The sequence below is a fragment of the Streptomyces sp. NPDC005181 genome (assembly GCF_040608395.1).
Classification (GTDB): domain Bacteria; phylum Actinomycetota; class Actinomycetes; order Streptomycetales; family Streptomycetaceae; genus Streptomyces.
In genome coordinates this window covers 1-23,519 of the sequence record NZ_JBEXID010000009.1, presented here as the reverse complement: position 1 = coordinate 23,519, position 23,519 = coordinate 1, and the positions used below count along the sequence as shown (strand labels likewise).

The 23,519-nt window shown below is 70.6% G+C and carries 20 protein-coding genes and 3 pseudogenes; 7 read left to right on the top strand and 16 right to left on the bottom strand.

All coding sequences use genetic code 11. The features are described 5' to 3' along the window. Positions 1 to 25 precede the first annotated feature (25 nt). The gene (locus tag ABZV38_RS08985) at positions 26 to 523 is read left to right on the top strand and encodes a MarR family transcriptional regulator (RefSeq protein WP_030976849.1); all 498 of its coding nucleotides are present in this window, start codon (positions 26 to 28) and stop codon (positions 521 to 523) included. On the opposite strand, the gene ABZV38_RS08980 is transcribed toward ABZV38_RS08985, so the two are convergent. Further along, positions 482 to 1,267, bottom strand: a complete 786-nt coding sequence (locus ABZV38_RS08980) for a response regulator transcription factor (RefSeq protein ID WP_356326213.1) — start codon at positions 1,265 to 1,267, stop codon at positions 482 to 484. The two genes, ABZV38_RS08985 and ABZV38_RS08980, sit on opposite strands and share 42 nt — an antisense overlap. Positions 1,268 to 1,544: 277 nt before the next feature. Between ABZV38_RS08980 and ABZV38_RS08975 the strand changes: the two genes are divergently transcribed. Further along, entirely contained in the window at positions 1,545 to 1,988 is a 444-nt protein-coding gene (locus ABZV38_RS08975; protein ID WP_356326097.1) for a GNAT family N-acetyltransferase, read from the top strand. A gap of 9 nt (positions 1,989 to 1,997) precedes the next feature. Here the strand turns inward: ABZV38_RS08975 and galK are convergent, their stop codons facing one another. From galK to ABZV38_RS08935, 8 genes are all read right to left on the bottom strand, one after another. Then, entirely contained in the window at positions 1,998 to 3,164 is a 1,167-nt protein-coding gene (gene galK / locus ABZV38_RS08970) for a galactokinase (RefSeq protein WP_356326096.1), read from the bottom strand. Continuing rightward, on the bottom strand, positions 3,161 to 4,165 hold the full coding sequence (gene galE, locus ABZV38_RS08965; RefSeq protein ID WP_356326095.1) for a UDP-glucose 4-epimerase GalE: 1,005 nt from the start codon (positions 4,163 to 4,165) through the stop codon (positions 3,161 to 3,163). Before galE ends, galK begins: the two co-directional genes overlap by 4 nt. Then, positions 4,162 to 5,205, bottom strand: a complete 1,044-nt coding sequence (gene galT / locus ABZV38_RS08960; RefSeq protein WP_356326094.1) for a galactose-1-phosphate uridylyltransferase — start codon at positions 5,203 to 5,205, stop codon at positions 4,162 to 4,164. Before galT ends, galE begins: the two co-directional genes overlap by 4 nt. Before the next feature lie 616 nt (positions 5,206 to 5,821). Beyond that, positions 5,822 to 6,517 (bottom strand): LuxR C-terminal-related transcriptional regulator, encoded by a 696-nt coding sequence (locus tag ABZV38_RS08955; RefSeq protein WP_356326093.1) that lies wholly within the window; start codon positions 6,515 to 6,517, stop codon positions 5,822 to 5,824. A 297-nt stretch (positions 6,518 to 6,814) separates the two neighbouring features. Further along, entirely contained in the window at positions 6,815 to 8,671 is a 1,857-nt protein-coding gene (locus ABZV38_RS08950) for a PQQ-binding-like beta-propeller repeat protein (protein ID WP_356326092.1), read from the bottom strand. An 85-nt stretch (positions 8,672 to 8,756) separates the two neighbouring features. Continuing rightward, positions 8,757 to 10,607 (bottom strand): PQQ-binding-like beta-propeller repeat protein, encoded by a 1,851-nt coding sequence (locus tag ABZV38_RS08945; RefSeq protein ID WP_356326091.1) that lies wholly within the window; start codon positions 10,605 to 10,607, stop codon positions 8,757 to 8,759. Positions 10,608 to 10,925: 318 nt separating this feature from the next. Beyond that, positions 10,926 to 12,740, bottom strand: a complete 1,815-nt coding sequence (locus tag ABZV38_RS08940) for an ABC-F family ATP-binding cassette domain-containing protein (RefSeq protein ID WP_356326090.1) — start codon at positions 12,738 to 12,740, stop codon at positions 10,926 to 10,928. Between the two features lie 74 nt (positions 12,741 to 12,814). Continuing rightward, positions 12,815 to 12,991: a hypothetical protein gene (locus ABZV38_RS08935; protein ID WP_356326227.1), complete on the bottom strand. Its 177-nt coding sequence runs from the start codon at positions 12,989 to 12,991 to the stop codon at positions 12,815 to 12,817. Positions 12,992 to 13,001: 10 nt separating this feature from the next. Between ABZV38_RS08935 and ABZV38_RS08930 the strand changes: the two genes are divergently transcribed. Together ABZV38_RS08930 and ABZV38_RS08925 are read left to right on the top strand one after the other, a co-directional pair. Beyond that, the gene (locus ABZV38_RS08930; protein WP_356326212.1) at positions 13,002 to 13,088 is read left to right on the top strand and encodes a lipoprotein; all 87 of its coding nucleotides are present in this window, start codon (positions 13,002 to 13,004) and stop codon (positions 13,086 to 13,088) included. A gap of 10 nt (positions 13,089 to 13,098) precedes the next feature. After that, positions 13,099 to 13,377, top strand: a pseudogene (locus tag ABZV38_RS08925) (lipoprotein); the annotation flags it as partial. A gap of 168 nt (positions 13,378 to 13,545) precedes the next feature. Here ABZV38_RS08925 and ABZV38_RS08920 read toward each other — a convergent pair. The 7 genes and pseudogenes from ABZV38_RS08920 to rsmI form a co-directional block, all read right to left on the bottom strand. Next, a pseudogene (locus ABZV38_RS08920) lies at positions 13,546 to 14,874 on the bottom strand (acyltransferase family protein); the annotation flags it as partial. Between the two features lie 73 nt (positions 14,875 to 14,947). Further along, positions 14,948 to 15,841, bottom strand: coding sequence for a 4-(cytidine 5'-diphospho)-2-C-methyl-D-erythritol kinase (locus tag ABZV38_RS08915; protein ID WP_356326089.1), 894 nt, complete (start codon positions 15,839 to 15,841; stop codon positions 14,948 to 14,950). Then, positions 15,838 to 16,803: a 16S rRNA (adenine(1518)-N(6)/adenine(1519)-N(6))-dimethyltransferase RsmA gene (rsmA, locus tag ABZV38_RS08910; protein WP_356326088.1), complete on the bottom strand. Its 966-nt coding sequence runs from the start codon at positions 16,801 to 16,803 to the stop codon at positions 15,838 to 15,840. The genes ABZV38_RS08915 and rsmA overlap by 4 nt, the downstream gene beginning before the upstream one ends. After that, positions 16,800 to 17,984 (bottom strand): ubiquitin-like domain-containing protein, encoded by a 1,185-nt coding sequence (locus ABZV38_RS08905; protein WP_356326211.1) that lies wholly within the window; start codon positions 17,982 to 17,984, stop codon positions 16,800 to 16,802. The genes rsmA and ABZV38_RS08905 overlap by 4 nt, the downstream gene beginning before the upstream one ends. A 262-nt stretch (positions 17,985 to 18,246) precedes the next feature. Then, positions 18,247 to 19,095 (bottom strand): TatD family hydrolase, encoded by an 849-nt coding sequence (locus ABZV38_RS08900; protein WP_356326086.1) that lies wholly within the window; start codon positions 19,093 to 19,095, stop codon positions 18,247 to 18,249. A 32-nt stretch (positions 19,096 to 19,127) separates the two neighbouring features. After that, entirely contained in the window at positions 19,128 to 19,538 is a 411-nt protein-coding gene (locus tag ABZV38_RS08895; protein ID WP_356326084.1) for a hypothetical protein, read from the bottom strand. Positions 19,539 to 19,698: 160 nt separating this feature from the next. Continuing rightward, complete coding sequence (gene rsmI, locus ABZV38_RS08890; protein WP_356326082.1) at positions 19,699 to 20,592, bottom strand: 16S rRNA (cytidine(1402)-2'-O)-methyltransferase; 894 nt, start codon at positions 20,590 to 20,592, stop codon at positions 19,699 to 19,701. A 53-nt stretch (positions 20,593 to 20,645) separates the two neighbouring features. Here rsmI and ABZV38_RS08885 point away from each other — a divergent pair, with 53 nt between their 5' ends. The 3 genes and pseudogenes from ABZV38_RS08885 to ABZV38_RS08875 all read left to right on the top strand — a co-directional run bounded on the left by ABZV38_RS08885 (position 20,646) and on the right by ABZV38_RS08875 (position 23,379). Then, a complete protein-coding gene (locus tag ABZV38_RS08885) occupies positions 20,646 to 22,424 on the top strand; it encodes a phospholipid carrier-dependent glycosyltransferase (protein WP_356326080.1) in 1,779 nt (592 codons plus the stop codon). A 48-nt stretch (positions 22,425 to 22,472) separates the two neighbouring features. Continuing rightward, positions 22,473 to 22,547 (top strand): annotated as a pseudogene (locus tag ABZV38_RS08880) (2-phosphosulfolactate phosphatase); the annotation flags it as partial. 268 nt (positions 22,548 to 22,815) lie between these two features. Then, positions 22,816 to 23,379, top strand: coding sequence for an SUKH-4 family immunity protein (locus ABZV38_RS08875; RefSeq protein ID WP_356326078.1), 564 nt, complete (start codon positions 22,816 to 22,818; stop codon positions 23,377 to 23,379). Positions 23,380 to 23,519: the final 140 nt, after the last annotated feature.

The window sequence follows — 23,519 nt, the reverse complement described above, 5'->3', positions numbered from 1 at the left end:
CGACAGACCCTTTACACTGATCCACATGGAGGACGAGGTCGACCGTCTGGTCGCTGCATGGCGCCGCGAGCGCCCCGACCTCGACGTGGAACCGCTCGAGGTGCTCAGCCGCGTCTCGCGCCTCGCCCGCCACCTCGACCGGGCCCGCCGGATCGCATTCTCCGAACACAATCTTGAGCCATGGGAGTTCGACGTGCTGACGTCGCTGCGCCGCGCCGGCGCCCCGTATCAGCTCTCCCCCGGCCAGTTGCTGACCCAGACGCTGGTCACTTCGGGCACGATGACCAACCGCATCGACCGGCTGACCAAGAAGAACCTCGTCGAGCGGCTCCCCGACCCCAGCGACCGGCGGGGCGTGCTGGTCCGGCTCACCCCCGAGGGGCGCGACAAGGCCGACCAGTCGCTGGCCGGTCTGCTCGCCCAGGAGCGCGCCATCCTGGGCGAACTCTCCCGCCACCAGCGTGGTGAACTGGCCTCGCTGCTACGCCAGCTGACCGCCCCGTTCGACAACATCCCCGGCTAGCTCGGCCGGTCCGACACCCGCCCGTCGGGCCAGCGCGACGGCGGCCAGCGTGGAGTGCACGCCCAGCTTCCCCAGCACGTTCTGCATATGCGTACGCACCGTGTGCGGGGAGAGGAAGAGCCGCTCCGCCACCGCCTTGCGGCCCAGCCCCGCCACCATGCAGCGCAGCACCTCGCGCTCGCGCGGGGTCAGCGACTCGACCAGCCGCTCGCTCTCCGTGCGGTGCTTGCGGGCCGCCGTCAGCTCCCGCAGCACGCCGGTGAGCAGCGCGGGAGGCAGATGCGTCTCGTCGCGGAGCACGCCCCGGATGACCGTGAGCAGCCGTTGCAGCGAACAGTCCTTGGTGACCCAGCCCGACGCCCCGGCCTGCAGCGCGAGCGCGGCCCGGCGCGGATCGTCCTTCTCGGCGAGCACCACCGTACGGGCGGACGGCTGACCCGAACGGACGCCGGCGACCAGCGAGATCCCGTCGACCGGCGCGATCTCGCCGCTGTTCGGTGCGGGGACCGGGACCGGGCGCGAGGCCATGCGTCCGCCGTTCGACGACAGGGTGCCGAGTTCGGCGTCGACGAGTATCACGTCGTACTTACGGCCTTCGGCGGCCGCCCGCTCCAGACAACGCAGCGCGGCGGGGCCACTGCCCGCCGCCGCCACGTCGACGTCCGGCTCGGCCGCGAGGGCTGCCGCGAGCGACTCGGCGAAAATGCGGTGGTCGTCCACCACGAGAACCCGGATACGAACCACAGGCACCCCCATGCTGCGTCTGGTGCGGGGCCACCCCCGGCCCCCCGACGGGGACGGACCGGTGCGGGCACGACGCCCGGAGCGATGGGGTGGGTCTCAGCCCTACGGCCGCCGCCGTCTGCCGACTGCCACCCCGCCCCGGGCGTCGCACCCGACTGTCTCGTACCCCTGAATCAGCACCGGCCCCCACCGGTGCTGTGCATCAGCGTACGGCTGAGGGCCCGGAGCGGAAGGCAATTCACAGAACTGATGGACCTCGGTGTTTAGGGTGTGGTTCATGTTCCGTCTTGAGACAGAAGTAGACAAAGATCGTCGTCTTCTGCTGGGTGAACGGCTGCACCACAGCAACAGGGAGCGCTCCCCGGAGCTCCGCGCCCTGCTCGCCACGCCCGCCGAGCACGAACTCCCGCTGGAGGTATGGGCGATGGACGACCGGGACGGCCTGGCCGGTGGGCTGACCGGCCGCACCTGGGCGTACTGGCTCCATGTGGATCTGCTCTGGGTCGATGACCGGCATCGCGGCTCCGGCCTCGGCTCGCGGCTCCTCGCCGAGGCGGAACGGGTGGCCGTGACGGACCGCGCGTGCACCCGCTCCCGGCTGGAGACCTGGGGATTCCAGGCTCCCGACTTCTACCGGAAGCGGGGGTACGAGGTGATCGGGCAGGTCGACAACTACCCGCCAGGAGTCACCGAGTTCATCCTGACGAAGACCTTCGCCTGACCGACCGGCTCAGCCGGTGCGGCGCGCGCCTGCCGACGGGACCGCCGGGAAGACCCCTGGCGTCGCGCATCCCGCCGAAGTGAACGCCTCCAGCACCGACTTGGTGACCGCGTCCGCGTCCGCCTCCTCCACCAGCACGATCGCCGAACCGCCGAAGCCGCCACCGGTCATCCGCGCACCGAGCGCCCCGGCCGCGTTCGCCGCGGAGACCACCAGGTCCAGTTCGGGGCAGGAGACCCGCAGATCGTCGCGGAGCGAGACATGGCCCGCCGTGAGGACGGGGCCCGCGGACCGCACATCGCCCGCGTCGAGCAGCGCGATGACCTGCTCCACCCGCGCGTTGTCGCTGACCACATGGCGTACGTACCGCACGACCGACTCGTCCGCACCGGACTCGGCAAGGGTGTCGAGCGCGGCGCCGAGACCGTCGTACGGAAGATCGCGCAGCGTCCCGATGCCGAGCGCCCGCGCGCCTGCCTCGCAGCCGGCCCGCCGCTCCGCGTACGCGCCGTCGCCCAGCGCGTGCTTGACGCGGGTGTCGACGACCAGCAACCGCAGACCGTGCGCGGCCAGGTCGAACGGGACCTGGCGCTGGGTGAGGTCGCGGGTGTCGAGGTGCAGGGCGTGGCCCGCGGTGCAGCAGGCCGACGCCATCTGGTCCATGACCCCGCACGGCACGCCGACGAACGCGTTCTCCGCGCGCTGCGCGAGAACCGCCAGTTCGGACGCGGACAGGCCGAGCTCGAAGAGGTCGTTCAGCGCAAGCGCGGTGACCACTTCGAGGGCGGCGGACGAGGAGAGCCCGGCGCCCGTGGGGACGGTCGAGGTCAGCTGGATGTCCGCGCCTGTGACCTGGTGGCCCGCCTCGCGCAGCGCCCAGACGACGCCGGCCGGGTAGGCCGCCCAGCCGTGCCCGGAGTGCGGGGCCAGCTCGTCGACGCGGAGCCGGACGACGCCGCCCGGCACGTCGGTGGAGTGCAGCCGCAGCTCACCGTCGGTGCGCCGGGCGACGGCCGCGCGCGCGGTGTGCGGCAGCGCGAGCGGCATCACGAAGCCGTCGTTGAAGTCGGTGTACTCGCCGATCAGGTTGACCCGGCCGGGCGCCGCCCAGACTCCTTCGGGGGCGGTGCCGTACAGCTCGGTGAAAGCGGTGACCAGCTCAGCGTTGTCGGTCATGGCGTGGTGGGCTCCTCTCGGCGGGCGAACGTCCAGGCGTCGGAGACGATTCCGGCCAGGTCGGCGCGGGACGGCTGCCAGCCGAGCCGCTCCCTGGCAGTGGCGGCGGAGGCGACCAGCACGGCCGGGTCACCGGCGCGGCGCGGGGCCGCGGTCTCGGGGACCGGGTGGCCGGTGACCTTGCGGACGGTCTCGATGACCTCGCGTACCGAGAAGCCGTTGCCGTTGCCGAGATTGCAGATCAGGTGTTCGCCCGCGGTGGCCGCGTCCAGGGCCAGGAGGTGGGCCTCGGCGAGGTCCGCGACGTGGATGTAGTCGCGTACGCAGGTGCCGTCGGGGGTCGGGTAGTCGTCGCCGTAGACGGAGATCGACTCGCGCTGACCGAGCGCGACCTGGAGGACGAGCGGGATCAGATGCGACTCGGGGCTGTGCCGCTCCCCCTGGCTGCCGTACGCCCCGGCCACATTGAAGTAGCGCAGCGAGACCGCGGCCAGTCCGTGCGCGGCCGCCTCGCCGGTGATCATGTGGTCGACGGCCAGCTTCGTCGCGCCGTACGGGTTGGTGGGGGCGGTCGGGTCGGACTCCGTGATCGGGCTGGAGACCGGTTCGCCGTAGGTCGCGGCCGTGGAGGAGAAGACCAGGGTGCGGACGCCCGCGTCACGCATCGCGGCGAGCAGGGCGGTGGATCCGCCGACGTTGTTGACCCAGTACTTCTCCGGGTCGGTGACGGACTCGCCGACCTGGGAGTACGCGGCGAAGTGCAGCACCCCGTCGTAGGAGGAGTCCAGCCAGCGCGCGGCGTCCTGGATGCGGCCCTCGATGAACTCCGCCCCGGCCGGGACGCCCTCGCGGAATCCGGTGGACAGGTCGTCGAGGACGGTCACCTCATGACCGGCTTCGACCAGATGCGCGGCGACCACGCTGCCGACATATCCGGCGCCACCTGTGACGAGGTACTTCTTCCGGGGGCTGAGCCGGGGGTCGCTCTGGGGCTTGCTCACTCGCTCGCTACCTCTCGTAGTCGCTGGGCCGCGGCCTCCGGCGGCACATCGTTGATGAACACGCTCATGCCGGACTCGGAACCCGCGAGGAACTTCAGCTTGCCGGAGGTACGTCGGATGGTGAAAAGCTCGAGGTGGAGCCCGAACTCCTCCCGCCCGGGGACCCCGAACGGCGCCTGGTGCCAGGCCGCGATGTACGGGGTCGGCGGCTCACCGGGGCCGAAGATCCGGTCGAATCGCCTCAAGAGTTCCAGATAGATCTGTGCGAACTCTGTGCGCGCCCCTTCGTCGAGTTCCCGCAGGTCGGGGGCGCGCCGACGCGGGTGCAGATGTACCTCGTACGGCCAGTGCGCCGCGTACGGGACGAAGGCCACCCAGTGCTCGCCGGCCAGCACCACGCGATCCCCGTCGGCCAGCTCGCGGGCCACGATGTCGTCGAAGAGGTTGCCGCCGGTCCGCTCGCGGTGCGCCTCCATCGAGCGGAGCATCAGCTCGGTGCGCGGGGTGACGAAGGGGTACGCGTAGATCTGCCCGTGCGGATGGCCGAGCGTCACCCCTGTCTCGGCGCCCCGGTTCTCGAAGCAGAACACCTGCTTGACCTGCGCGAGCTCGGCGAGTTCGGCGGTCCGGTCGGTCCAGGCGTCGAGGACCAGAGCCGCCTGCTCCTCGGTGAGGTCGGCGAACGACGCGTCGTGGTCGGAGGTGAAGCAGACGACCTCGCAGCGGCCGGAGTCACCGGCGAGCGAGGGGAAGCGGTTCTCGAAGACGACCACGTCGTACTGGTCGTCGGGGATCTCGCTGTGCCGCCCGTCCCGGGACGGGCAGAGCGGGCACTCATCGGCCGGCGGGTGGTACGTACGGCCCTGGCGGTGCGAGGCGATGGCGACGCTGTCCCCGAGGAGGGGGTCGCGGCGGACTTCGGAGGAGGTCGATACGGCGCCGAGCGGCCGCTTGTCGACGGTGTCCCGGACCACGTCGTCGCGGCTGTCGTAGTAGAGCAGCTCCCGGCCGTCGGCGAGCGTCGTAACCGTCTTCTTCACCAGGTTCCTCCAAACATAACCGCACACAACAAACCACAACTCAACACAAGCGTCAATGAGTGGGCCCATGCGGCCGCGCACGTCGACGCGTACGCACGTTCCAGACCCGAACACTCAGGAGTGAGCTGGACCCGATCCACTGGTAATCGCCGAGCAGCCGGCCTTGCGTTCCCCGGCGTGAAGGCAGACATGGGGCGCCGATACCGGCTGTATCCCAACCGCGCGCAGGAACGGGTCCTGGCCCATGGGGGCATGCGGCACGCACCCTGTGGAACATCGCGCTCGAGCAGCGCACCTACGTGTTTGAGCAGCGAGGGAGCACCCTGTTCCCGGCGTTCAAGAAGCGCGGGGCACGGCTCTCGGTCCCACCACCGGGTCAGGCAGCAGAGATCCGCAAAACAGGCAGAAAGGCCGGGCTCACCGAAGTCCCGGGATCAACCCGTCCGACGCGGACCTGAAGAAGGCCGAGGGCGTCCACTTCAGCCTCTGGACCGGGCTGGCCATGCTGACCCTGGGGCTGTTCTTCCTGCTGTGGCTGAAGCCGCGTCCGGCACCGGCGCCGGACGGCGGCCCGGACGCCCGAGCAGTCTCCGCACCGCCCCGCAGGGGCCGGACGTCACCCGGCGTCCGGCCCCTGCGGCGTTCCGCCCACCGCCGCCCGGTCCAGCAGCCCGGTCCGGGCCGCCAGCGCCGCGGCCTCCAGCCGTGAGCCGACCCCCAGCTTCATCAGCACCCGCTGCACATGCGTACGCGCGGTGCTCGGCGCGATCCGCATCCCGGAGGCGATCAGCCGGGTGTCCTCGCCCTCCGCGACCCGCACCAGGACCTCGACCTCGCGCGGGGTGAGCATCTGCAGCAGGCGCTGCCCCTCGTCGTCCGGCTGGACGGCCGGGTTGAGCAGCTCGGCGAAAGCACCCTGGAGCAGTTGCGGCGCGACCGCCGCCTCTCCGGCGCGCGCCTTGACCATCGCCCGCTCGACACCCTCTATCCGCTCGTCGTGCCTGACATATCCGGCGGCGCCGGCCGCGAAGGCCGCCGCGATCCCGCGCGGACTCGGCACCGGCCCGAGCACCACCACCGCCACCTGCGGGCGCTCCTGTTTGATCCGGGCGATCGGGTCGAACGTCCCGGGTTCGGCGGGTGTCGCCGTACCGAACAGACAGACCTCCGGGGCTCTGCTCACCACGAGTTCCGCCGCACCGCTGGTCGGCGCAGCCGCCGCGAGCACCCGGTGACCCCGCAATTTCAGTGCCGAGGCCAGCGCCTCGGCGAGCAGTCTGTGGTCATCGACCACCATGAGCCGCACGCCCATCGAGTTACCCCCCACAGCAATGGAGCCACACCCAGGCGTCGCGCGGCAGACGCCAGTTCGACGACAGGGCCCGGGCCCCCCGGCCCCTTTGACCCGGCAAGCTACACGCTTGTTCGACGTGGCGCGCCCCTTACCAGGCAGAAGGCCCCCGGAATGCCGAATTATGTGCTGTTCGGGTCCGGTTGACTGACAGGAGGCGGGCAGAAGTGGACCGGCGACGGGGCAGAAAACGACCGGCCCTGCCGGTCGAGTGATCGACCGGCAGGGCCGTGGTGCGTCCGTGTACCCGCGCCGGGGTCAGCTGGTGGCGAACGAGACCGCGAGGTACTGCTTGTCGTCGAGCGAGCTCTCGCGCGGCTTGCTCACCATCACCTCGGAGATGTACATCCGGCCGTCCGAGTAGAGGATCTCCGCGTAGTCCATGGAGAAGCTGGTCTCCGCGTCCCGGATGGACTCGTCGCCCGGGTTCTCCATCAGCACCGTCTGCTTGAAGGTGGACCCGTCGATGGAGACGATCTGGCCGCCCTTGTCGTACGGAGGGACCTTGTACGCGATGATGTTGGAGCCGTCCATGCGGATCGGGAACATCGTGTACCGGTCGCCGGCGTCCGCCTTGTCGCTGGTCGGCTTGCCGGTGGTGAGGTCGAACGAGACGATCTCGTTGGTGTCGCCGTACTCGCCGGTGCCCTCGTGCTCCTCGGTCGGCAGGTACAGCCGGTTGTTGCCGACGGTCACCTGCTGGCAGGTCTCGACCTCGGTGGAGCCGCAGCGGGCGGCGTACTTCTCGCCGTCCGCGGCAATCTTGGTGAGGAGCTTGCCGGTCGACGCGTCGATCGAGAAGAAGTCCGAGATCCCGCTGCCGTCACCGGCGGTGTCGCCGACATCGGCCGCGACGACCAGCGGCTTGGTGGAGACGATGCTCGCGTAGTCGACACCGGGCGGCATCTTGAACGACGAGAGCGGGGCGCCCGTCGTCGGGTTCAGCGCCTGGATGACGAGCTGCGGGCTGTCGTACGTACCGCACTTGCGGACCACCGCGAGCGCGTCGCCGCCGCCGTACCCCTTGTCGTAGCAGCCGTCGGTGCCGGCCTTCGGCTTCCAGCGCTCGGCACCGGTGTTCAGGTCGAAGGCGGCGCCGCCCTCGGTGCCGCCCGCGGCGACCGTGGTGCCGCTGAGCGTGATCTCGTCGAACCTGACCGGCTCGTCGCCGCTGGTCGCGGCGGTCACCGACTTGCTCCACATCAGCTTGCCGGTGCTCAGGTCGATCGCGCCGACCTGGTTGCACGGCGGGTACTTCTTCGCCTTGGTCGGCTTGCTCTCCGCGAAGGCGATGGCCGTCTTGTAGTCCTTCGACATGTGCCGGGAGGCGGCGCAGAGCTGGCCCTCCAGCGGGATGGACCAGAGCTTGGTGCCCTTGACCTTGTCGTAGCCGACGATCTCGTCCACGCCGGTCTTCACATACGCCTTGTCGGTCAGCCAGGAGCCGTCGACCGTCGTGACGTCGCCGACCTTCGGCTCCGGCAGCTGGAAGGCGACGGTGGACTTGGTGTTGGCCGGCACCTTCTCCTTGCCGCCGCCACCGATGCCGCCGCCCTCGCCGCCCTTGCCCTCACCGGTGGTACCGGCGGAGTCGGACGCCTCGTTCTTCTTGTCGTCGCCACCGGAGGCGAGGAAGATGCCGGCGCCGATGATCACCGCAACGGCGACCACCGCGGCAACGATGATCTGCATCTGCGTGGTGAACTTCTTGCCACCCTTCCCGCCCTGCTGCGGCGGCGCGTACTGCGGCTGCATCGGGGCGGTCGGGTAGCCGTATCCGTAGCCCTGCTGCGGCGGCTGACCGGGCGGCAGGCCCTGCCCGGCCGGCGGACCCGACGGGTAGCCGTAACCGGGCTGCTGCGGCGGCGTCTGCGGATAGCCGTAACCCGGCTGCTGCGGCGGACCGGCCGGCGGGGTCCGTGGAGCACCGAAACCACCGGCGGGAGGCGGCGTCTGCGGGGCGCCGAACCCGCCCGCGGGCGGGGTGGCCGGCTGCTTGCCGAACGGGTCGGCGGGCGGCGGGGCCGGTGCCCCGAACCCACCGGGCGGGGGATCCTGCGGGGCGCCGAACCCGCCCTGGGGCGGCTCGTTGGGCGGCTGGGGCGGCTGAGTCATCGCGTACGTACCTCGAAGAAAGGGGAGTCGGTCGGTCGGGACCTGTCGCGGTCGGTCAGGGACCGTCGGGTGCCTGCGTGAGCCATCACTTGCCGAAGGCCATCATGGTCTTCGTCTCCAGCTCTTCCTTGTCGTTGCTCGCGCTGACCCGCCCGCTCGCGATGAAGGAACGTCCGTCCGCGTAGACGATCTTCGCGTTGTAGAACGAACTCTCGATCTGGGACGTCGACTCCGGGTGCCGGAGCAGCATCTGCGGGGTGCCACCGGTCGGGGCGAGGGTGGCGATCCCGCCGCCCTTGTTGTATCCGGCCTCCACGTAGAGCAGCACATTGCCGCCCTCCATCCGCAGCGGCTTCACGGTCTGCTCGGCCGGGGCCGCGGCCTTCCACTTCGGCTTGCCGGTGTTCAGGTTGAACGCGACGACCTTGTTCGTACGGGCGGTGCCGCTGGAGTCGGGTTCGGTCGACATGTAGAAGGTGTTGGCGTCGGCGGCGACACCGACACAACCGTCCAGCGACTTGCCGAAAATGGCGAACGTGCTGCCGCAGTCGGGGGCGAACTTGTCGCCCTTGTCGCCGACCAGCTGGGAACGGAGCGTGCCGTTCTCCTTGACGGCGAGGATGCTCCACTTCTTCTTCTCGCTCTGGGTCAGCGAGACGACGAGCGGGCTCACCGAGTAGACCCGGTCGATCTCCCAGCCACGGGCCGGCCGGTACGTCCACTTGGGCTTGCCGGTGGTGGGGTCGACCTCCTGGATCTGGTGCTGGGGGTTGTCGATGTCATCGGTGCGGCAGCTGGAGGCGGCAATCAGCTTGGGGCCGCCGGCGAAGGCGAACGGCTGGCAGTTGCCCGCCTGCTTGCCGAACAGTTCCTTGCCGTCGCTGACCCGGAAGGCGTTGGAATTGCCGGTCCGGCCGACCGTGACGGTGTCTGCGCTGATGGCGAGAGAGATGTCCGACATCAGGTCGAAGAGGCCGCTCTTCTTGATCGACTTCTTCCAGCCGGCCTTGCCGGTGTTGAGGTCGATCATCTGGAGGTCCGAGCAGTCCGCCTTGTCGGTGGTGCCGTTCTTGACCCCGATGACGATCTTGCCGTCGGTGGTGGTCTGCGAAGGCGCGGCGCACATGTCGGCGGGCAGCTTCAGCGTCCACTTCTGCTTGCCGTCGGCGGCCGAGTAGCCGGAGACCGCGCGGTACATGCCCTTGACGACGGTGTCGCCGACGACCCAGGGGCCGTACACGTCCGCGCCGTTGCGCGGCAGGTCGACGTCGTTCTTCTGCAGCCAGAGGACCTTCGCCTCGCCCGGCTTGCGCCCGGCGTTGAAGTCGTCATCGGCCGCTCGTCCGTCGCCGTTGCCGTCGCCCTCGTCGACGGAGGGCGAACCGCTCGGCGCCTTACCGTCGTTGCTGGCCTGTGCAACGGGCTTCTTGTCGCCGTCACCGCCGCTGGTCGCGAGGAAGACGCCACCGGCGATGACGATCGCGGCGGCGACCGCGGCACCGATGATCACTGCGGGCTTGCCCTTGAAGGGGTTGCCACCGCCCGTACCGCCGGGAACCGGGGCGCCGGGGTACTGCTGCTGCGGGTAGCCGTAACCGGGCGGCGGCTGCTGGCCGTACGGTCCGGGCTGCTGACCGTAGGGGCCCGGCTGTTGGGCGTACGGTCCGGGCTGCTGGGCGTACGGGCCCGGCTGGTTGTACGGACTGGGCTGCTGCGGGTAGCCGTAACCGGGGGGCTGTCCCGGCGCCTGCGGGTAGCCGTAACCCGGCTGGGCGGGCGGCGGCGTCGGCGGCGCTGCCGGCATCTGCGGCGGCTGGGCCGGCGGCTGACTCTGCGGCGGCTGCCCGGGCGCCGCCCGCTGAGGACTCCCCTGCGGCGGCTCCTGTGGAGCGCCGAAGCCTCCCTGCGGCGGTTGCTGGCTGGGCGGCTGGGTCATCAGCACGTCCCCCTTCGTGCGGTCCGGTGCCCGTTCCGGTCTCCCCCGCGATTCCGCTGGGCTGAATTCCCCTCGGAAAGGAGCGAATCGGGCATGGGTTCCGCGGCGTTACGACAGTCGAGCGGGGCTTCTTTGTACCACCCGCAGCACGTCGAACACCGGGTCGGTCGCTCCCCTGTTCCCAAGGGAGAACCGGCCCGTGATGCCGCCGTTACGCGGCCGATTCAACTCCTCGCGGACGGCTGCCGGTTCGGCCGGCGGGTGACGGCTGTTGCGGACACCCGCGCCTGTACACCCGCACCGAACACACCGGCCGCATCAGGCGTCTTCGGCCAGCTCCAGCCAGCGCATCTCCAACTCGTCGCGTTCCGCCACCAGTTCCCGCAGTTCCGCGTCGAGCTTCGCCACCTTCTCGAAGTCCGTGGCGTTGTCGGCGATCTGCGCGTGCAGGGTCGTCTCCCTGCTCGACATCTTGTCGAGCTGCCGCTCGATCTTCTGCAGTTCCTTCTTGGCGGCGCGGGCGGCCTGGGGCGAGACCGCGGCGGCGGCCGGGGTCTCCTTCGCCGCGGTGGGTGCCGAGGCGGGCACGGCCGCCTCCTCCATCCGTCGCCTGCGCTCGATGTACTCGTCGATGCCGCGCGGCAGCATCCGCAGCGCGGCGTCACCGAGCAGCGCCATCACCCGGTCCGTGGTCCGCTCGATGAAGAACCGGTCGTGGGAGATCACGATCATCGATCCCGGCCAGCCGTCGAGGAGGTCCTCCAGCTGGGTCAGGGTCTCGATGTCGAGGTCGTTGGTGGGCTCGTCGAGGAAGAGGACGTTCGGCTCGTCCATCAGCAGTCGCAGGATCTGCAGCCGGCGCCGCTCACCGCCCGACAGGTCGCCGACGGGGGTCCACTGCTTCTCCTTCGAGAAGCCGAACTGCTCGCAGAGCTGGCCCGCGGTCATCTCCCGGCCCTTGCCGAGGTCGACCCGGTCGCGCACCTGCTGCACGGCCTCCAGCACCCGCAGGTTCGGGTTGAGCTCGGTGACCTCCTGGGAGAGGTAGGCGAGCTTGACGGTCTTGCCGACGACGATCTTCCCGGCCGCGGGCTGCGCCTCACCCTGGGTGCGGGCTGCCTCGGCGAGCGCCCGCAGCAGCGAGGTCTTGCCCGCGCCGTTGATCCCGATCAGGCCGATCCGGTCGCCGGGGCCGAGGTGCCAGGTGAGGTGGGTGAGCAGCGTCTTGGGTCCGGCCTGGACGGTCACGTTCTCCAGGTCGAAGACGGTCTTGCCCAGCCGGGCGTTGGCGAACTTCATCAGCTCGCTGGTGTCGCGCGGCGGCGGCACATCGGCGATCAGCTCGTTGGCCGCCTCGATGCGGTAGCGCGGCTTCGACGTGCGGGCGGGGGCGCCGCGCCGCAGCCAGGCCAGCTCCTTGCGCATCAGGTTCTGCCGCTTGGACTCCTCGGTCGCGGCGATCCGCTCCCGCTCGGCCCGGGCGAACACGTAGTCGCTGTAGCCGCCCTCGTACTCGTGGACCGTGCCGCGCTGGACGTCCCACATGCGCGTACAGACCTGGTCGAGGAACCACCGGTCGTGGGTGACGCAGACCAGCGCCGAGCGCCGGCTCTGCAGGTGCCGGGCCAGCCAGGAGATGCCCTCGACGTCGAGGTGGTTGGTCGGCTCGTCGAGGACGATCAGGTCCTGTTCGGCGATGAGCAGTTTGGCGAGCGCGATCCGGCGCCGCTCGCCGCCGGAGAGCGGGGCGATGACGGTGTCCAGGCCGTGCTCGAAGCCGGGCAGGTCCAGCCCGCCGAAGAGCCCGGTCAGCACGTCACGGATCTTGGCGTTGCCCGCCCACTCGTGGTCGGCGAGATCGCCGATGACCTCGTGGCGGACCGTCGCCTTCGGGTCGAGCGAATCGTGCTGCGTGAGGACACCGAGACGCAGGCCACCGTTGTGGGTGACGCGGCCGGTGTCCGCCTCCTCCAGCTTGGCGAGCATCCGGATGAGGGTCGTCTTGCCGTCGCCGTTACGGCCGACGACACCGATCCGGTCCCCCTCGGACACACCGAGGGACACACCGTCGAGCAGGGCACGGGTGCCGTACACCTTGCTGACCTGCTCGACATTGACCAGATTGACGGCCATTTCACTCCTGACTGGGGGATCGATCGACCTCCCAGGGTAATCGCCACGCGAGTGGGTTAGCGTGCGGCGATCGATCAAGGGCGGGGACAGGGGACTTCCATGGTGCGCAATGCGGTGCGGGGCACGGTCACGGCCGTGCTGGCGGTGGTGTCGGTGGCGGTGACCGGCTGCTCGTCGGCCGCCCCGGACGACGGCGGAAACGGCCGGAAGACGGCGTCGAAGCCGAGGTCCGCGGCACAGAGCGCGGTCAAGGGCGGCAGCATCGGAGGCTCCGGTTCGGCCTGCGCGCTGCCCGTCGCCTTCGACCTCGCGGCCTCCTGGAAGCCGGAGGCCGTACAGCTTCGGTGAGGACGACGCGCTGAGCGAACTGGGCAAGCAGGGCCCGGTCACGCTCGTCTGCGAGATCGACGCGAAGCCCGCCGGGAACATCGGCTTCCTGCGGGTGTGGACCGGCGAGCGTACCGACCGCACCCCGCGCCAGGTCCTGGAGGCGTTCCTGGCCGCCGAGCCGAACGCCGGCAAGGCCACCTACACCGAGGTGAAGGCCGGCTCCCTGACCGCGGCCGAGGTCGGCTACACCGTCAGCGGCGAGCTGCTGGACGAGCCGAAGAAGGTGCGGGCCTTCGCCGTCTCCACCCCGAGCGGACCGGTCGTGGTGCACCTCGGCGGGCTGGACTCGCAGGAGCACGAGGAGATGCGGCGTACGAGCTCGCGAAGAAGAGCGTGCGGCTCGGCTGAGGCGGGCGTGGGCCCAGCGGGACGAGCGCGAACCGGTCAGCGGCGCCCGCGGTCGGTTCGGCCGCCGCCGTCCCGCCCGTTCCACCAGCAGCCAGCCGCCCAGCGCCATCGCGACGGCCGCCGGGGCGCTGACCCGTACGGCGACCAGCATCGCCGTACGCCCTTCCAGCAGCCCGCCGAACCCGACCATCGACACCCCGAGCACCCCGAACAGGCAGAGCGTCACACCGAGCACGGACACCGGCCCGGATCCCGTCCCCGGCACCGCGGGGACCGGCCGCTCGACCATGCGGAAGACGGCGACCAGCCCCGCCGTGACGGCTGTCGCCGCCGCGATCCGCACCGGCACCTGCGCCCACCAGGCACCGGTCGCCGGCTCGGGCAGCGGGACGTCCAGGGCGAGCATCGCCCCGTACACCCCGAGCATCGCGGTGAGGTGCCAGAGGAACGCGGTCATCGCCACCCCGTTCGCCGCGACGACACCGCGCCACACCCGCGGGCGGGCGACCAGCCGGGCACCGGGGCCGCGCAGCAGCTCGACCGCGCCGACCAGCCACAGGCCGTGGCAGAGCAGGGCGAGCGTCGGCGGTGCCATGTTGCTGATCTTCTCGCCGGGCATCCCGACCATGGAGAGCGGATACGGGCCGAACGCGACCAGCGCGGCCGCGGCGGCCAGGCCCGGGCCGGCCGGCAGCGCGGGGCGGCGGATGCGGCCGTCGGCGCGCAGGAAGCCCAGCTGGTGCACGGCGAGCCAGACGAACGCGAAGTTGAGGAACGCGACGTACGGGACACCGGCGGCGAACCGCAGGACGTCGACCGCGACCGCCGCCGCGGCGAGCCCGGCGAAGGCGCCCCAGCCGTACCGGTCGTGCAGCTTCAGCAACGGCGGGGTGAACGCCACCATGGCGAGATAGATCCCGATGAACCAGAGCGGCTGGGCCACCAGCCGCAGCGTGACCCCGGTCAGCCCGCCGCCCCCGCCGAGCAGCTGGACGATCAGCGCGGCCGTCCCCCAGACCAGGATGAAGACCATGGTGGGGCGCAGCAGCCGCTGCAGTCTGGCCCGGAGAAAGGCCGAGTAGACGGAGTCCGTCGAGCCGGCGGGCTGCTTGCGGCAGAGGGAGCGGTACGACAGGGCGTGCGAGAAGCCGCCGACGAAGAAGAAGAAGAAGAAGAAGAAGAAGAAGAAGAACACCGGCATGATCTGGAGCGCCCAGGTCAGCAGCTGGAGACCGGGGACCACGGCGAGGAGGTTGCCGACACCGTCGGTGGTGACGGCGGCCATCAGCCAGTGCCCGAGGACGACCGTCCCGAGCGAGGCGACGCGCAGCAGGTCGATGTAACGGTCCCGGGTGGCTGGGGTGGCCCCGGCCAGTTCACGAACGCTTGATCCCATACGGGTACGGTCGCGCCTGACGCCCCGGGGGCGGCAGCGCGACCGTACTCACTTCCCGTCTGAGTACCCGCGGTCAGACGATCGTGGCACCCGGTGCCGGGGACACCGCGACCCGCGCGGTCCGGCAGGTTCCCGACGCCAGCAGCGTGTCCGCGACCTCGCGCGCCGCCTCCGCGTCCGCCGCCAGGAACGCGGTGGTCGGCCCGGAGCCCGAGACCAGCGCGGCCAGGGCGCCCGCCCCGGTGCCCGCGGCGAGGGTGCCGGCGAGCGAGGGCCGCAGGGAGAGCGCGGCAGGCTGCAGGTCGTTGGAGAGGGCCTTCGCGAGCGCATCGGTGCTGCCGGAGCCCAGGGCGTCGAGGATCGCCGGGGAGGCTTCCGGTGCGGGGACGTCGGTGCCCGCGGTGAGCCGGTCGAACTCCCCGTAGACAGCCGGGGTGGAGAGCCCGCCGTCGGCGACCGCGAACACCCAGTGGAACGTGCCACCGACGTCGATCGGAGAGAGCTGCTCGCCGCGGCCGGTACCGAGGGCGGCGCCGCCGACCAGGGAGAACGGCACATCGCTGCCGAGCTCCGCGCAGATGGCGAGCAGCTCGTCCCGGGTGGCACCGGTGGCCCAGAGGGCGTCGCAGGCCACCAGGGCGGCCGCGCCGTCGGCGCTGCCGCCCGCCATGCCGCCCGCGACGGGGATGTCCTTGGAGATGTGAATGTGCACGGCGGGGGTGATGCCGTGGCGTTCGGCGAGCGCGATCGCGGCGCGGGCGGCGAGGTTGCCGGTGTCCAGCGGGACCTGGGCGGCGTCCGGGCCCGAGCAGGTGACGGTCAGCGCGTCGGCGGGGGTGACGGTGACTTCGTCGTAGAGGCCGACAGCGAGGAAGACGTTCGCCAGGTCGTGGAAGCCGTCGGGGCGCGGGGCGCCGACGGCGAGCTGCACATTGACCTTGGCGGGGACGCGAACGGTGATGCTCACTCGCCGCTCCCGGTGGACTCGTTCCCGTGGGACGTGTCCCCGGCGGGCTCGTCCGCGACGGGCTTGCTCTTGCTCGGCTTGTTCGCCGCCGCCTCGTCCACCGCCGGCTTGTTCTCGGCGATGGCCGCGAACTCCTCGACCGTCAGTGCTTCACCCCGCGTCTTCGGCGAGATCCCGGCCGCGACCAGGGCCGCCTCGGCGGCGGGCGCGGAGCCCGCCCAGCCGGACAGCGCCGCCCGCAGCGTTTTGCGGCGCTGGGCGAACGCCGCGTCGACGACCGCGAAGACCTCGGCCCGGCTCGCGGTCGTCGCGATCGGCTCGGTGCGCCGGACCAGCGACACCAGACCGGAGTCGACGTTCGGGGCGGGCCAGAACACCGTGCGGCCGATGGACCCGGCCCGCTTGACGTGCGCGTACCAGTTGGCCTTCACCGACGGCACGCCGTAGACCTTGTTGCCCGGCCGGGCGGCCAGCCGGTCGGCAACCTCGGCCTGCACCATGACCAGGGTCCGCTCGATGGTCGGGAACCGCTCCAGCATCGTCAGCAGGACCGGCACGGCCACGTTGTACGGCAGGTTGGCGACCAGGGCGGTGGGCGGCGGGCCGGGCAGCTCCGTGACCAGCATCGCGTCGGAATGGACCAGCGAGAACCGGTCGGCGCGGCCCGGCATCCGGGCCGCGACGGTGGCCGGCAGCGCCGCCGCCAGCACATCGTCGATCTCGACGGCGACGACACGGTCCGCCGCCTCCAGCAGCGCCAGGGTCAGCGAGCCCAGACCGGGTCCGATCTCGACCACCACGTCGTCCGGACGGACCTCCGCGGTCCGTACGATCCTGCGGACCGTGTTGGCGTCGATGACGAAGTTCTGGCCGCGCTGCTTCGTGGGGCGTACCCCCAGCTTCGCGGCCAGCTCGCGGATGTCTGCGGGGCCCAGGAGGGCGTCGGGCTCTGTGGTGCTCACCCGGTAAGCCTACGGCCGCAGTGCGGCCACGGGCTCGCCCCCCGTTGCAGGTACAGCTTCTTCGCCCGGTACGTCTGCTCGGACGCCGGGGCGTCCTGCGGGCGCCCGCTGCCGCCGAGGGAGCGCCAGGTCTGCGTGTCGAACTGGTACAGCCCGCCGTACGTGCCGCTGGTGTCGACCGCGTCGGGCCGGCCGCCGGACTCGCAGGCCGCGAGCGCGGCCCAGTTGAGCCCGTCCGCGCCCGCCACGGACTGCGGGCGGGCCCTGGTGCCGACCTTCACGATCCGGTCGACCGGCGTACGGACGACTTCGGCGTCCAGCGCCCGTGGCCGCTGCCGGACGCCGTTGACGGTCCGCACCGCGTACGTGATCCGGCGGGCGCCCGGTCTGCCCTCGCGCTCGACCACCTCCGTACCGGCGAAGAGCGAATCGTCCTCGGAACGTTGTTCGGCGTACGGAATGGGCTCTTCGCGCACCTCGCGGGAATCGGTGATCCGCATCACGGAGACCGTCTGGCCGTCGCGCGGGAAGCTGTGCGGGTCCGCGGAGGTGGTGTCCTCGCCGTGCAGGGTGATGCCCGCCTCGGCGACGGCCTCGCGGACGGTCGCGGCATTGGTGCGGACGGTGTGCTCCCGGCCGTCGGCCATGAAGGTCACGGTGCGTTCGGTACGGACGTCCAGGGCGAGCCCGGTGCGTCCGATCGAGGAGGAGCGGGCGGCGGAGAGGTACGCCCCCTCGGCGCGTACCCCGAGCTGGCGCAGGGCGCCGTCGACCGTGCCTGCGGTGGTCCACACCCGGCGTCGCACCCCGTCGAGGGTGAGGGTCACCGGGCGTCCGTGGCGGACGGTGATCTCGTCGCCGTTGTCGAGGTCGCCGGTGGGGGCCGGGGTGACGACGTCGTGGGTGCCGACGATGATGCCCTCGTCGCCGAGGAGTTCGTCGATGTCGTCGGCGAAGGTGTGCAGGGTGCGCGGCTGCCCGTCGACGGTGAGCTTCACCGCCTTGTCGTGGGCGACGAACGCGGTGGTGCCGCCGGCCAGAAAGGCGACGACCAGAGCCTGCGGGACAAGGCGGCGCAGGTTCTCCGGACGGACCGCGGCCTTGCGGCGGCGCGCGGCCCGCCGTGCATCCGCCCGGCCCCCGGTGCGGGGGCCTTGCGGCGGCGCGGGTGTGTCGACCACGGTCGGATCGTGGACCGGCCAGGGGGCGACGAGCGTCTGCTCCTCGTGGAGCGACAGGGGCGCGGGGATGGCCGGCGGTGTCGCCACCGCCGCACCTCCCGCATGTCCCCTGCCCGGTGCCGCACGGTGACTGCCCTGTGCATTGATCACGACGCTCCAGAAGGTCCGTTCGTCCCGGTCGCCCGATGGGCCTCCGGGACGATAGTGGAGCTTCGGTCACTCTCCAAAGCGGCGCGACTACACACCGTCGCGGCGTGATCCGTCAGTAATCGAACGCGCGAGCCGTGTTGTCGTTGATCGCCGATGCCAGGGTGTCCTCGTCGAGCCCCTTCACCTCCGCCATGGCACGGAGCGTGACGGGAATGAGGTACGGCGCGTTGGGCCGTCCGCGGTACGGAGCCGGGGTGAGGAACGGCGCGTCCGTCTCGACCAGGACCAGTTCGATCGGCGCGACGGCCAGCGCGTCCCGCAGCGGCTGGGCGTTCTTGAACGTCACGTTGCCCGCGAAGGACATGAAGTACCCGGCGTCCGCGCAGATCCGGGCCATCTCGGCGTCACCGGAGTAGCAGTGGAACACGGTCCGTTCGGGGGCGCCCGCGTCGGCGAGGATGCGCAGCACATCGGCGTGCGCCTCGCGGTCGTGGATGACGAGCGCCTTGCCGTGCCGTTTGGCGATCTCGATATGGGCCCGGAAGGACTCCTCCTGGGCGGCGATGCCCTCGGGGCCCGTACGGAAGTGGTCGAGGCCGGTCTCGCCGACGCCGCGCACCCGGTCGAGGGCGGCCAGCTTGTCGATCTCGGCGAGCGCCTCGTCGAGGGCCGCCTTCCCGCCCGGCTCCCGCGCCCCCTGGTCGCCGTGCACGATGCGCGGCGCCTCGTTGGGGTGCAGGGCCACCGCCGCGTACACACCCGCGTGCGCGGCCGCGGTCTCGGCGGCCCAGCGCGAGCCCCGCACGTCGCAGCCCACCTGGATCACGGTGGTGACGTTGACCGCCGCGGCCCTGGCCAGGCCCTCCTCGACGGTGGCGTCCTGCATGTCCAGATGGGTGTGCGAATCGGCGACCGGTACCCGCAGGGGTTCGGGCAGCGGCGGGGCTTCCGTACGGCTCATGCCACGATCGTACGAGGACCGTGGCGCCGCTCTCACTTGCGGTGGAAGGGGTGCAGCAGGTCGGAGAGATGCCAGTGGTGCTCCGCGGCCGTCGGGGCGGCTGCGGACGCGGCGACCGCCTTGCGTTCGCGGGCGTCATCGCCCTCGGTGTGTCCGGTGTCCTCGCTGGGCCCGACGGTCTCGTACTGCGACTCGAGCAGGTGCTGCACGGTCGAGACCCGGCCGGACCGCATGATCCGGACCACATGGCCGCCGCAGTTCGTGCAGGTGGGCCTGGACAGGGGTGACGGGACCCGCTCCCCGTCCGCCTTGTAGATGACGAAGTCGTTATTGGAACCGTCGACGTGGTGCTCAATCTGGTAGGCCTGTTCCCAGCCGTATCCGCACCTCATGCAGGCGAAGGCGTACGCCTCATGCACGGTGGTTGCTGCGATCTCGCTCATGCCTGCTCCTCTTGTCCGCCGGACAAGCACTCCGGAGAATGCGTCCCTGATTCAGTGGACGCCTTTACCGGCGGGAGCGCACCATGCCCTGTCGAGTATTGGAGCGGTCTTGGGCTTCTCGTGGCAAAAGGGGGCACATGCGCGGCTCGCGCTTTGCCTTTTACGATAGTCCTTTGCCATCCACAGGGCCGGTCTTCGACGCGTTCTTTGCCGCGACGACCGCATCGAAGACGTCGCGTTTGGGCAGCCCCGCGGCCGCGGCGACAGCGGCGATCGCCTCCTTGCGGCGCTCCCCCGCCTCCTCGCGCACCTGCACCCTGCGGACCAGCTCGGCGGCGTCCAGCTCCTCGGCCACGTCCGCCGCGCCCTCGACGACGACGGTGATCTCGCCGCGTACTCCTTCGGCCGCCCAGACCGCCAGTTCGGCCAGCGGGCCGCGCTTCACTTCCTCATACGTCTTGGTCAGCTCCCGGCACACGGCGGCCCTGCGGTCGCCGCCGAACACCTCGGCCATCGCGGCGAGGGTGTCGTCGAGCCGGTGCGGGGCCTCGAAGAAGACCATGGTGCGGCGCTCGTCGGCGACCTCGCGGAGCCGGCCGAGCCGTTCGCCCGCCTTGCGCGGCAGGAAGCCTTCGAAGCAGAACCGGTCGACGGGCAGGCCGGACAGGGCGAGCGCGGTGAGCACGGCGGACGGGCCGGGGACCGCGGTGACCTTGATGCCCTTCTCCACGGCTGCGGCGACGAGCCGGTAGCCGGGGTCGGAGACGGACGGCATCCCGGCGTCCGTGACGAGCAGGACCCGGGCGCCACCGGTCAGCGCCTCGACGAGTTCGGGCGTACGCGCCGACTCGTTGCCCTCGAAGTAGGAGACGACACGCCCCGTGGTGTGGATGCCGAGCGCCTGTGTCAGCCGGCGCAGCCGGCGGGTGTCCTCGGCGGCGACGACGTCCGCCGTCTCCAGTTCTGCGGCGAGGCGTGGCGGGGCGTCCGCCACATCGCCGATGGGGGTCCCTGCGAGTACCAGCGTTCCAGTCGTTCCAGTCACATCAGCCATCCTCCCAGCACGGGCGAGAGCAGTCGCACAGATGCGTTCCCTACGATGGCGCGGTGACGAGTACTGCGCCCGAAGCCCAGCAGGGTCAAGACGCCGGGGAACACCACGGTGAAGAGCCGCCTTCCTGGCAGCAGCGGCTGCGCCGCTTCGGCCATTCGACGCGGCCCGATATCGGGCTGCGGGAACGGCTGGTCCCGCCGTACACCCGGCCGGGACCGCAGCTGTGGGCGGTGCTGGGGGTGTCGCCGCCGACCGCCGAGCGGCTGGCGCGGTGGTCGGCCTGGGGCGGTCCGCTGCTGGTGACGCTGGTCGCGGGGGTGCTCCGGTTCTGGCATCTGGGCAGCCCGAAGGCGGTGATATTCGATGAGACGTACTACGCCAAGGACTCCTGGGCGCTGATCAAGCAGGGGTACGAGGGGTCCTGGCCGAAGGACGTCGACAAGTCGATCCTGGCCGATCCTTCGCTGGTGACGGTGCCGACGGCGCCCGGCTATGTGGTGCATCCGCCGGTCGGCAAGTGGATCATCGGGTTCGGGGAGCAGCTCTTCGGGTTCACACCGTTCGGCTGGCGGTTCATGGTGGCGGTGCTCGGCACACTGTCGGTGCTGATGCTCTGCCGGATCGGGCGGCGGCTGTTCCGCTCGACGTTCCTGGGGTGTCTGGCGGGCGCGCTGCTCGCCGTCGACGGACTGCATTTCGTGATGAGCCGCACGGCGCTGCTCGACCTGGTGCTGATGTTCTTCGTCATGGCGGCGTTCGGCTGTCTGCTGATCGACCGGGACTGGGCGCGGCGCAGGCTCGCCGCGGCGCTGCCGGTCGACGCGGAGGGGGTGCTGCGCCCGGACGCGCGGATCGCCCGGACGCTGCGGCTGGGGTGGCGGCCGTGGCGGATCGCGGCGGGGCTCTCGCTGGGGCTGGCGTTCGGCACGAAGTGGAACGGCCTGTACATCCTGGTCGCGTTCGGTCTGATGACGGTGATGTGGGACGTCGGTGCGCGCCGGACGGCAGGTGCGGTCCAGCCGTACCGGGCGGTGATCCTGCGGGATCTGGTGCCCGCGTTCGTCTCGACGGTGCCGGTCGCGATCCTGACGTACGTCGCTTCGTGGACCGGCTGGATCATCAGGAACGATCCCGACCACCGCGGCTACTACCGGGACTGGGCCACCACCGACGGCAGGGGCGGCAGCTGGACCTGGCTTCCGGACTGGCTGCGCAGCCTGTGGCATTACGAGTACCAGGTCTTTGAGTTCCATGTGAACCTGACGTCCGGCCACACCTACCAGTCGAACCCCTGGAGCTGGATCGTCCTGGGCCGCCCCGTCTCGTACTTCTACGAGGAGCAGAACGGCTGCACGGTCTCGGAGACCGGCAAGTGCGCCCGTGAGGTGCTGGCGATCGGCACACCGCTGCTGTGGTGGGCCGCGTGCTTCGCCCTGGTGTACGTCCTGTGGCGGTGGCTCTTCCGGCGCGACTGGCGGGCGGGCGCGATCGCCTGCGGTGTGGCGGCGGGCTGGCTGCCGTGGTTCCTCTACCAGGAACGGACGATCTTCCTCTTCTACGCGGTCGTGTTCGTGCCGTTCCTCTGCCTCGCGGTGACGATGATGATCGGCGCAATGATCGGGCCCGCGGCGGGCACCGGGGCCAGGCGGGAAGTGGGCCTGGTGGCGGGCGATTCGTCCGGCGAACGGCGGCGGACATTGGGGGCAGTCGCGGTCGGCGTACTCGTCCTGCTGATCATCTGGAATTTCATCTATTTCTGGCCGCTGTATACAGGCATGTCCCTTCCGGAGAATTCCTGGCGCAACCGTATGTGGCTGGATACCTGGATTTAGCTGTGCGGGAGCACTAAGAGGGCGTGGCCGGCGGCCACGCCCTCTTAGTTGACCGGCGTTCCCCGTGTTGCAGTCGTCATCGACGTCATGCGCGCCTTCACCGTGGCTGCCTGGGCCTTCTCGGAAGAGTCTCTAACGGTGCTCCGTCCCGTTACGGTGCCTGACATCCCGTCCAGTATCCGCTGACCTGCTGGAACTTTGGACTTTCAGGCGGCAGAGCTCACCCGATCAGGGCGGGCTCTGCCGCCCGCGCCATTCGCATGGAGTCGAGCCTAAGGGCTGTCCCGTAAAGCCGATCGACGCCGAGCTGGATGCTCTCAGCGTTGCCCGTTCGGCGGTCCTGCCAGGCGGATAGGGTCTGAGGCTCAACCCGACGGCGGAGGACTCTCCTATGGTGACGTATGACCAGCTCGCCGGATGGGCCGGCGGGCATGTCACGCGAGCTGATCCCGCGGTTGTGTCCAGCTGGCGGATCCCTGAGAGCATGAAGGTCCTGCTGGTCGAGGTCGGTGTTCCCGTGACCCCACGCGTGATCGAGGAAGTCGCGTTTCAGGGTGAGGCGGAACCCGTCCTGGAAACGTCATCAGGTACCGCGCTCTACCACCTGACAAATCACAGCGACCGCGACTTTCCGGCCGAGCAGCCGTCATCGTTCGGCGTCGAACCAGGTAGCGGTGTCGTCTACTTCGTCATGCCGACCGGAGAGGCCTGGTTCGCTAACACCTCCATCGAGCTGTGGCTGCGCACGCTGCATTGTTACGGCCGCCACGTCACCGCCTCGCAGCTCCTCAGCGAGCCGGACGAACCAGACCAGTGTCTGTCTGAGGACGACGAAGAGAGGGCTCTCGCGGAGCTGGCCGGACTTGCCGAGAGGCTAAAGGACATCGATCCAGCATCTTTCGAGGGCTACATCGGGTTCATCTGGCCGGAGCACCTCGACCGCTGGCTCTGCTAAAGGCTTGTCCCGTTAAGCAGGCCGTAGGTCTGTCGCTGGATACTGGTACTACAGCAGCAGATCTTGTGACGGTTGATCGGTGCTGTCGTTGAGTGGTCATGCTGGTGGATGTGACGGAGGAGCATCTCAGCCTGTGGGCT

Bases quoted from the DNA above. Each gene is read 5' to 3' on its own strand.
- ABZV38_RS08900 (WP_356326086.1), bottom strand. From the start codon at position 19,095: ATGAGCCGTACGGAAGCCCCGCCGCTGCCCGAACCCCTGCGGGTACCG.
- ABZV38_RS08975 (WP_356326097.1), top strand. From the start codon at position 1,545: ATGTTCCGTCTTGAGACAGAAGTAGACAAAGATCGTCGTCTTCTGCTG.
- ABZV38_RS08940 (WP_356326090.1), bottom strand. From the start codon at position 12,740: ATGGCCGTCAATCTGGTCAATGTCGAGCAGGTCAGCAAGGTGTACGGC.
- rsmI (WP_356326082.1), bottom strand. From the start codon at position 20,592: ATGGCTGATGTGACTGGAACGACTGGAACGCTGGTACTCGCAGGGACC.
- ABZV38_RS08875 (WP_356326078.1), top strand. From the start codon at position 22,816: ATGGTGACGTATGACCAGCTCGCCGGATGGGCCGGCGGGCATGTCACG.
- galK (WP_356326096.1), bottom strand. From the start codon at position 3,164: ATGACCGACAACGCTGAGCTGGTCACCGCTTTCACCGAGCTGTACGGC.
- ABZV38_RS08955 (WP_356326093.1), bottom strand. From the start codon at position 6,517: ATGGGCGTGCGGCTCATGGTGGTCGATGACCACAGACTGCTCGCCGAG.
- ABZV38_RS08985 (WP_030976849.1), top strand. From the start codon at position 26: ATGGAGGACGAGGTCGACCGTCTGGTCGCTGCATGGCGCCGCGAGCGC.
- ABZV38_RS08895 (WP_356326084.1), bottom strand. From the start codon at position 19,538: ATGAGCGAGATCGCAGCAACCACCGTGCATGAGGCGTACGCCTTCGCC.
- ABZV38_RS08950 (WP_356326092.1), bottom strand. From the start codon at position 8,671: ATGACTCAGCCGCCCCAGCCGCCCAACGAGCCGCCCCAGGGCGGGTTC.
- ABZV38_RS08945 (WP_356326091.1), bottom strand. From the start codon at position 10,607: ATGACCCAGCCGCCCAGCCAGCAACCGCCGCAGGGAGGCTTCGGCGCT.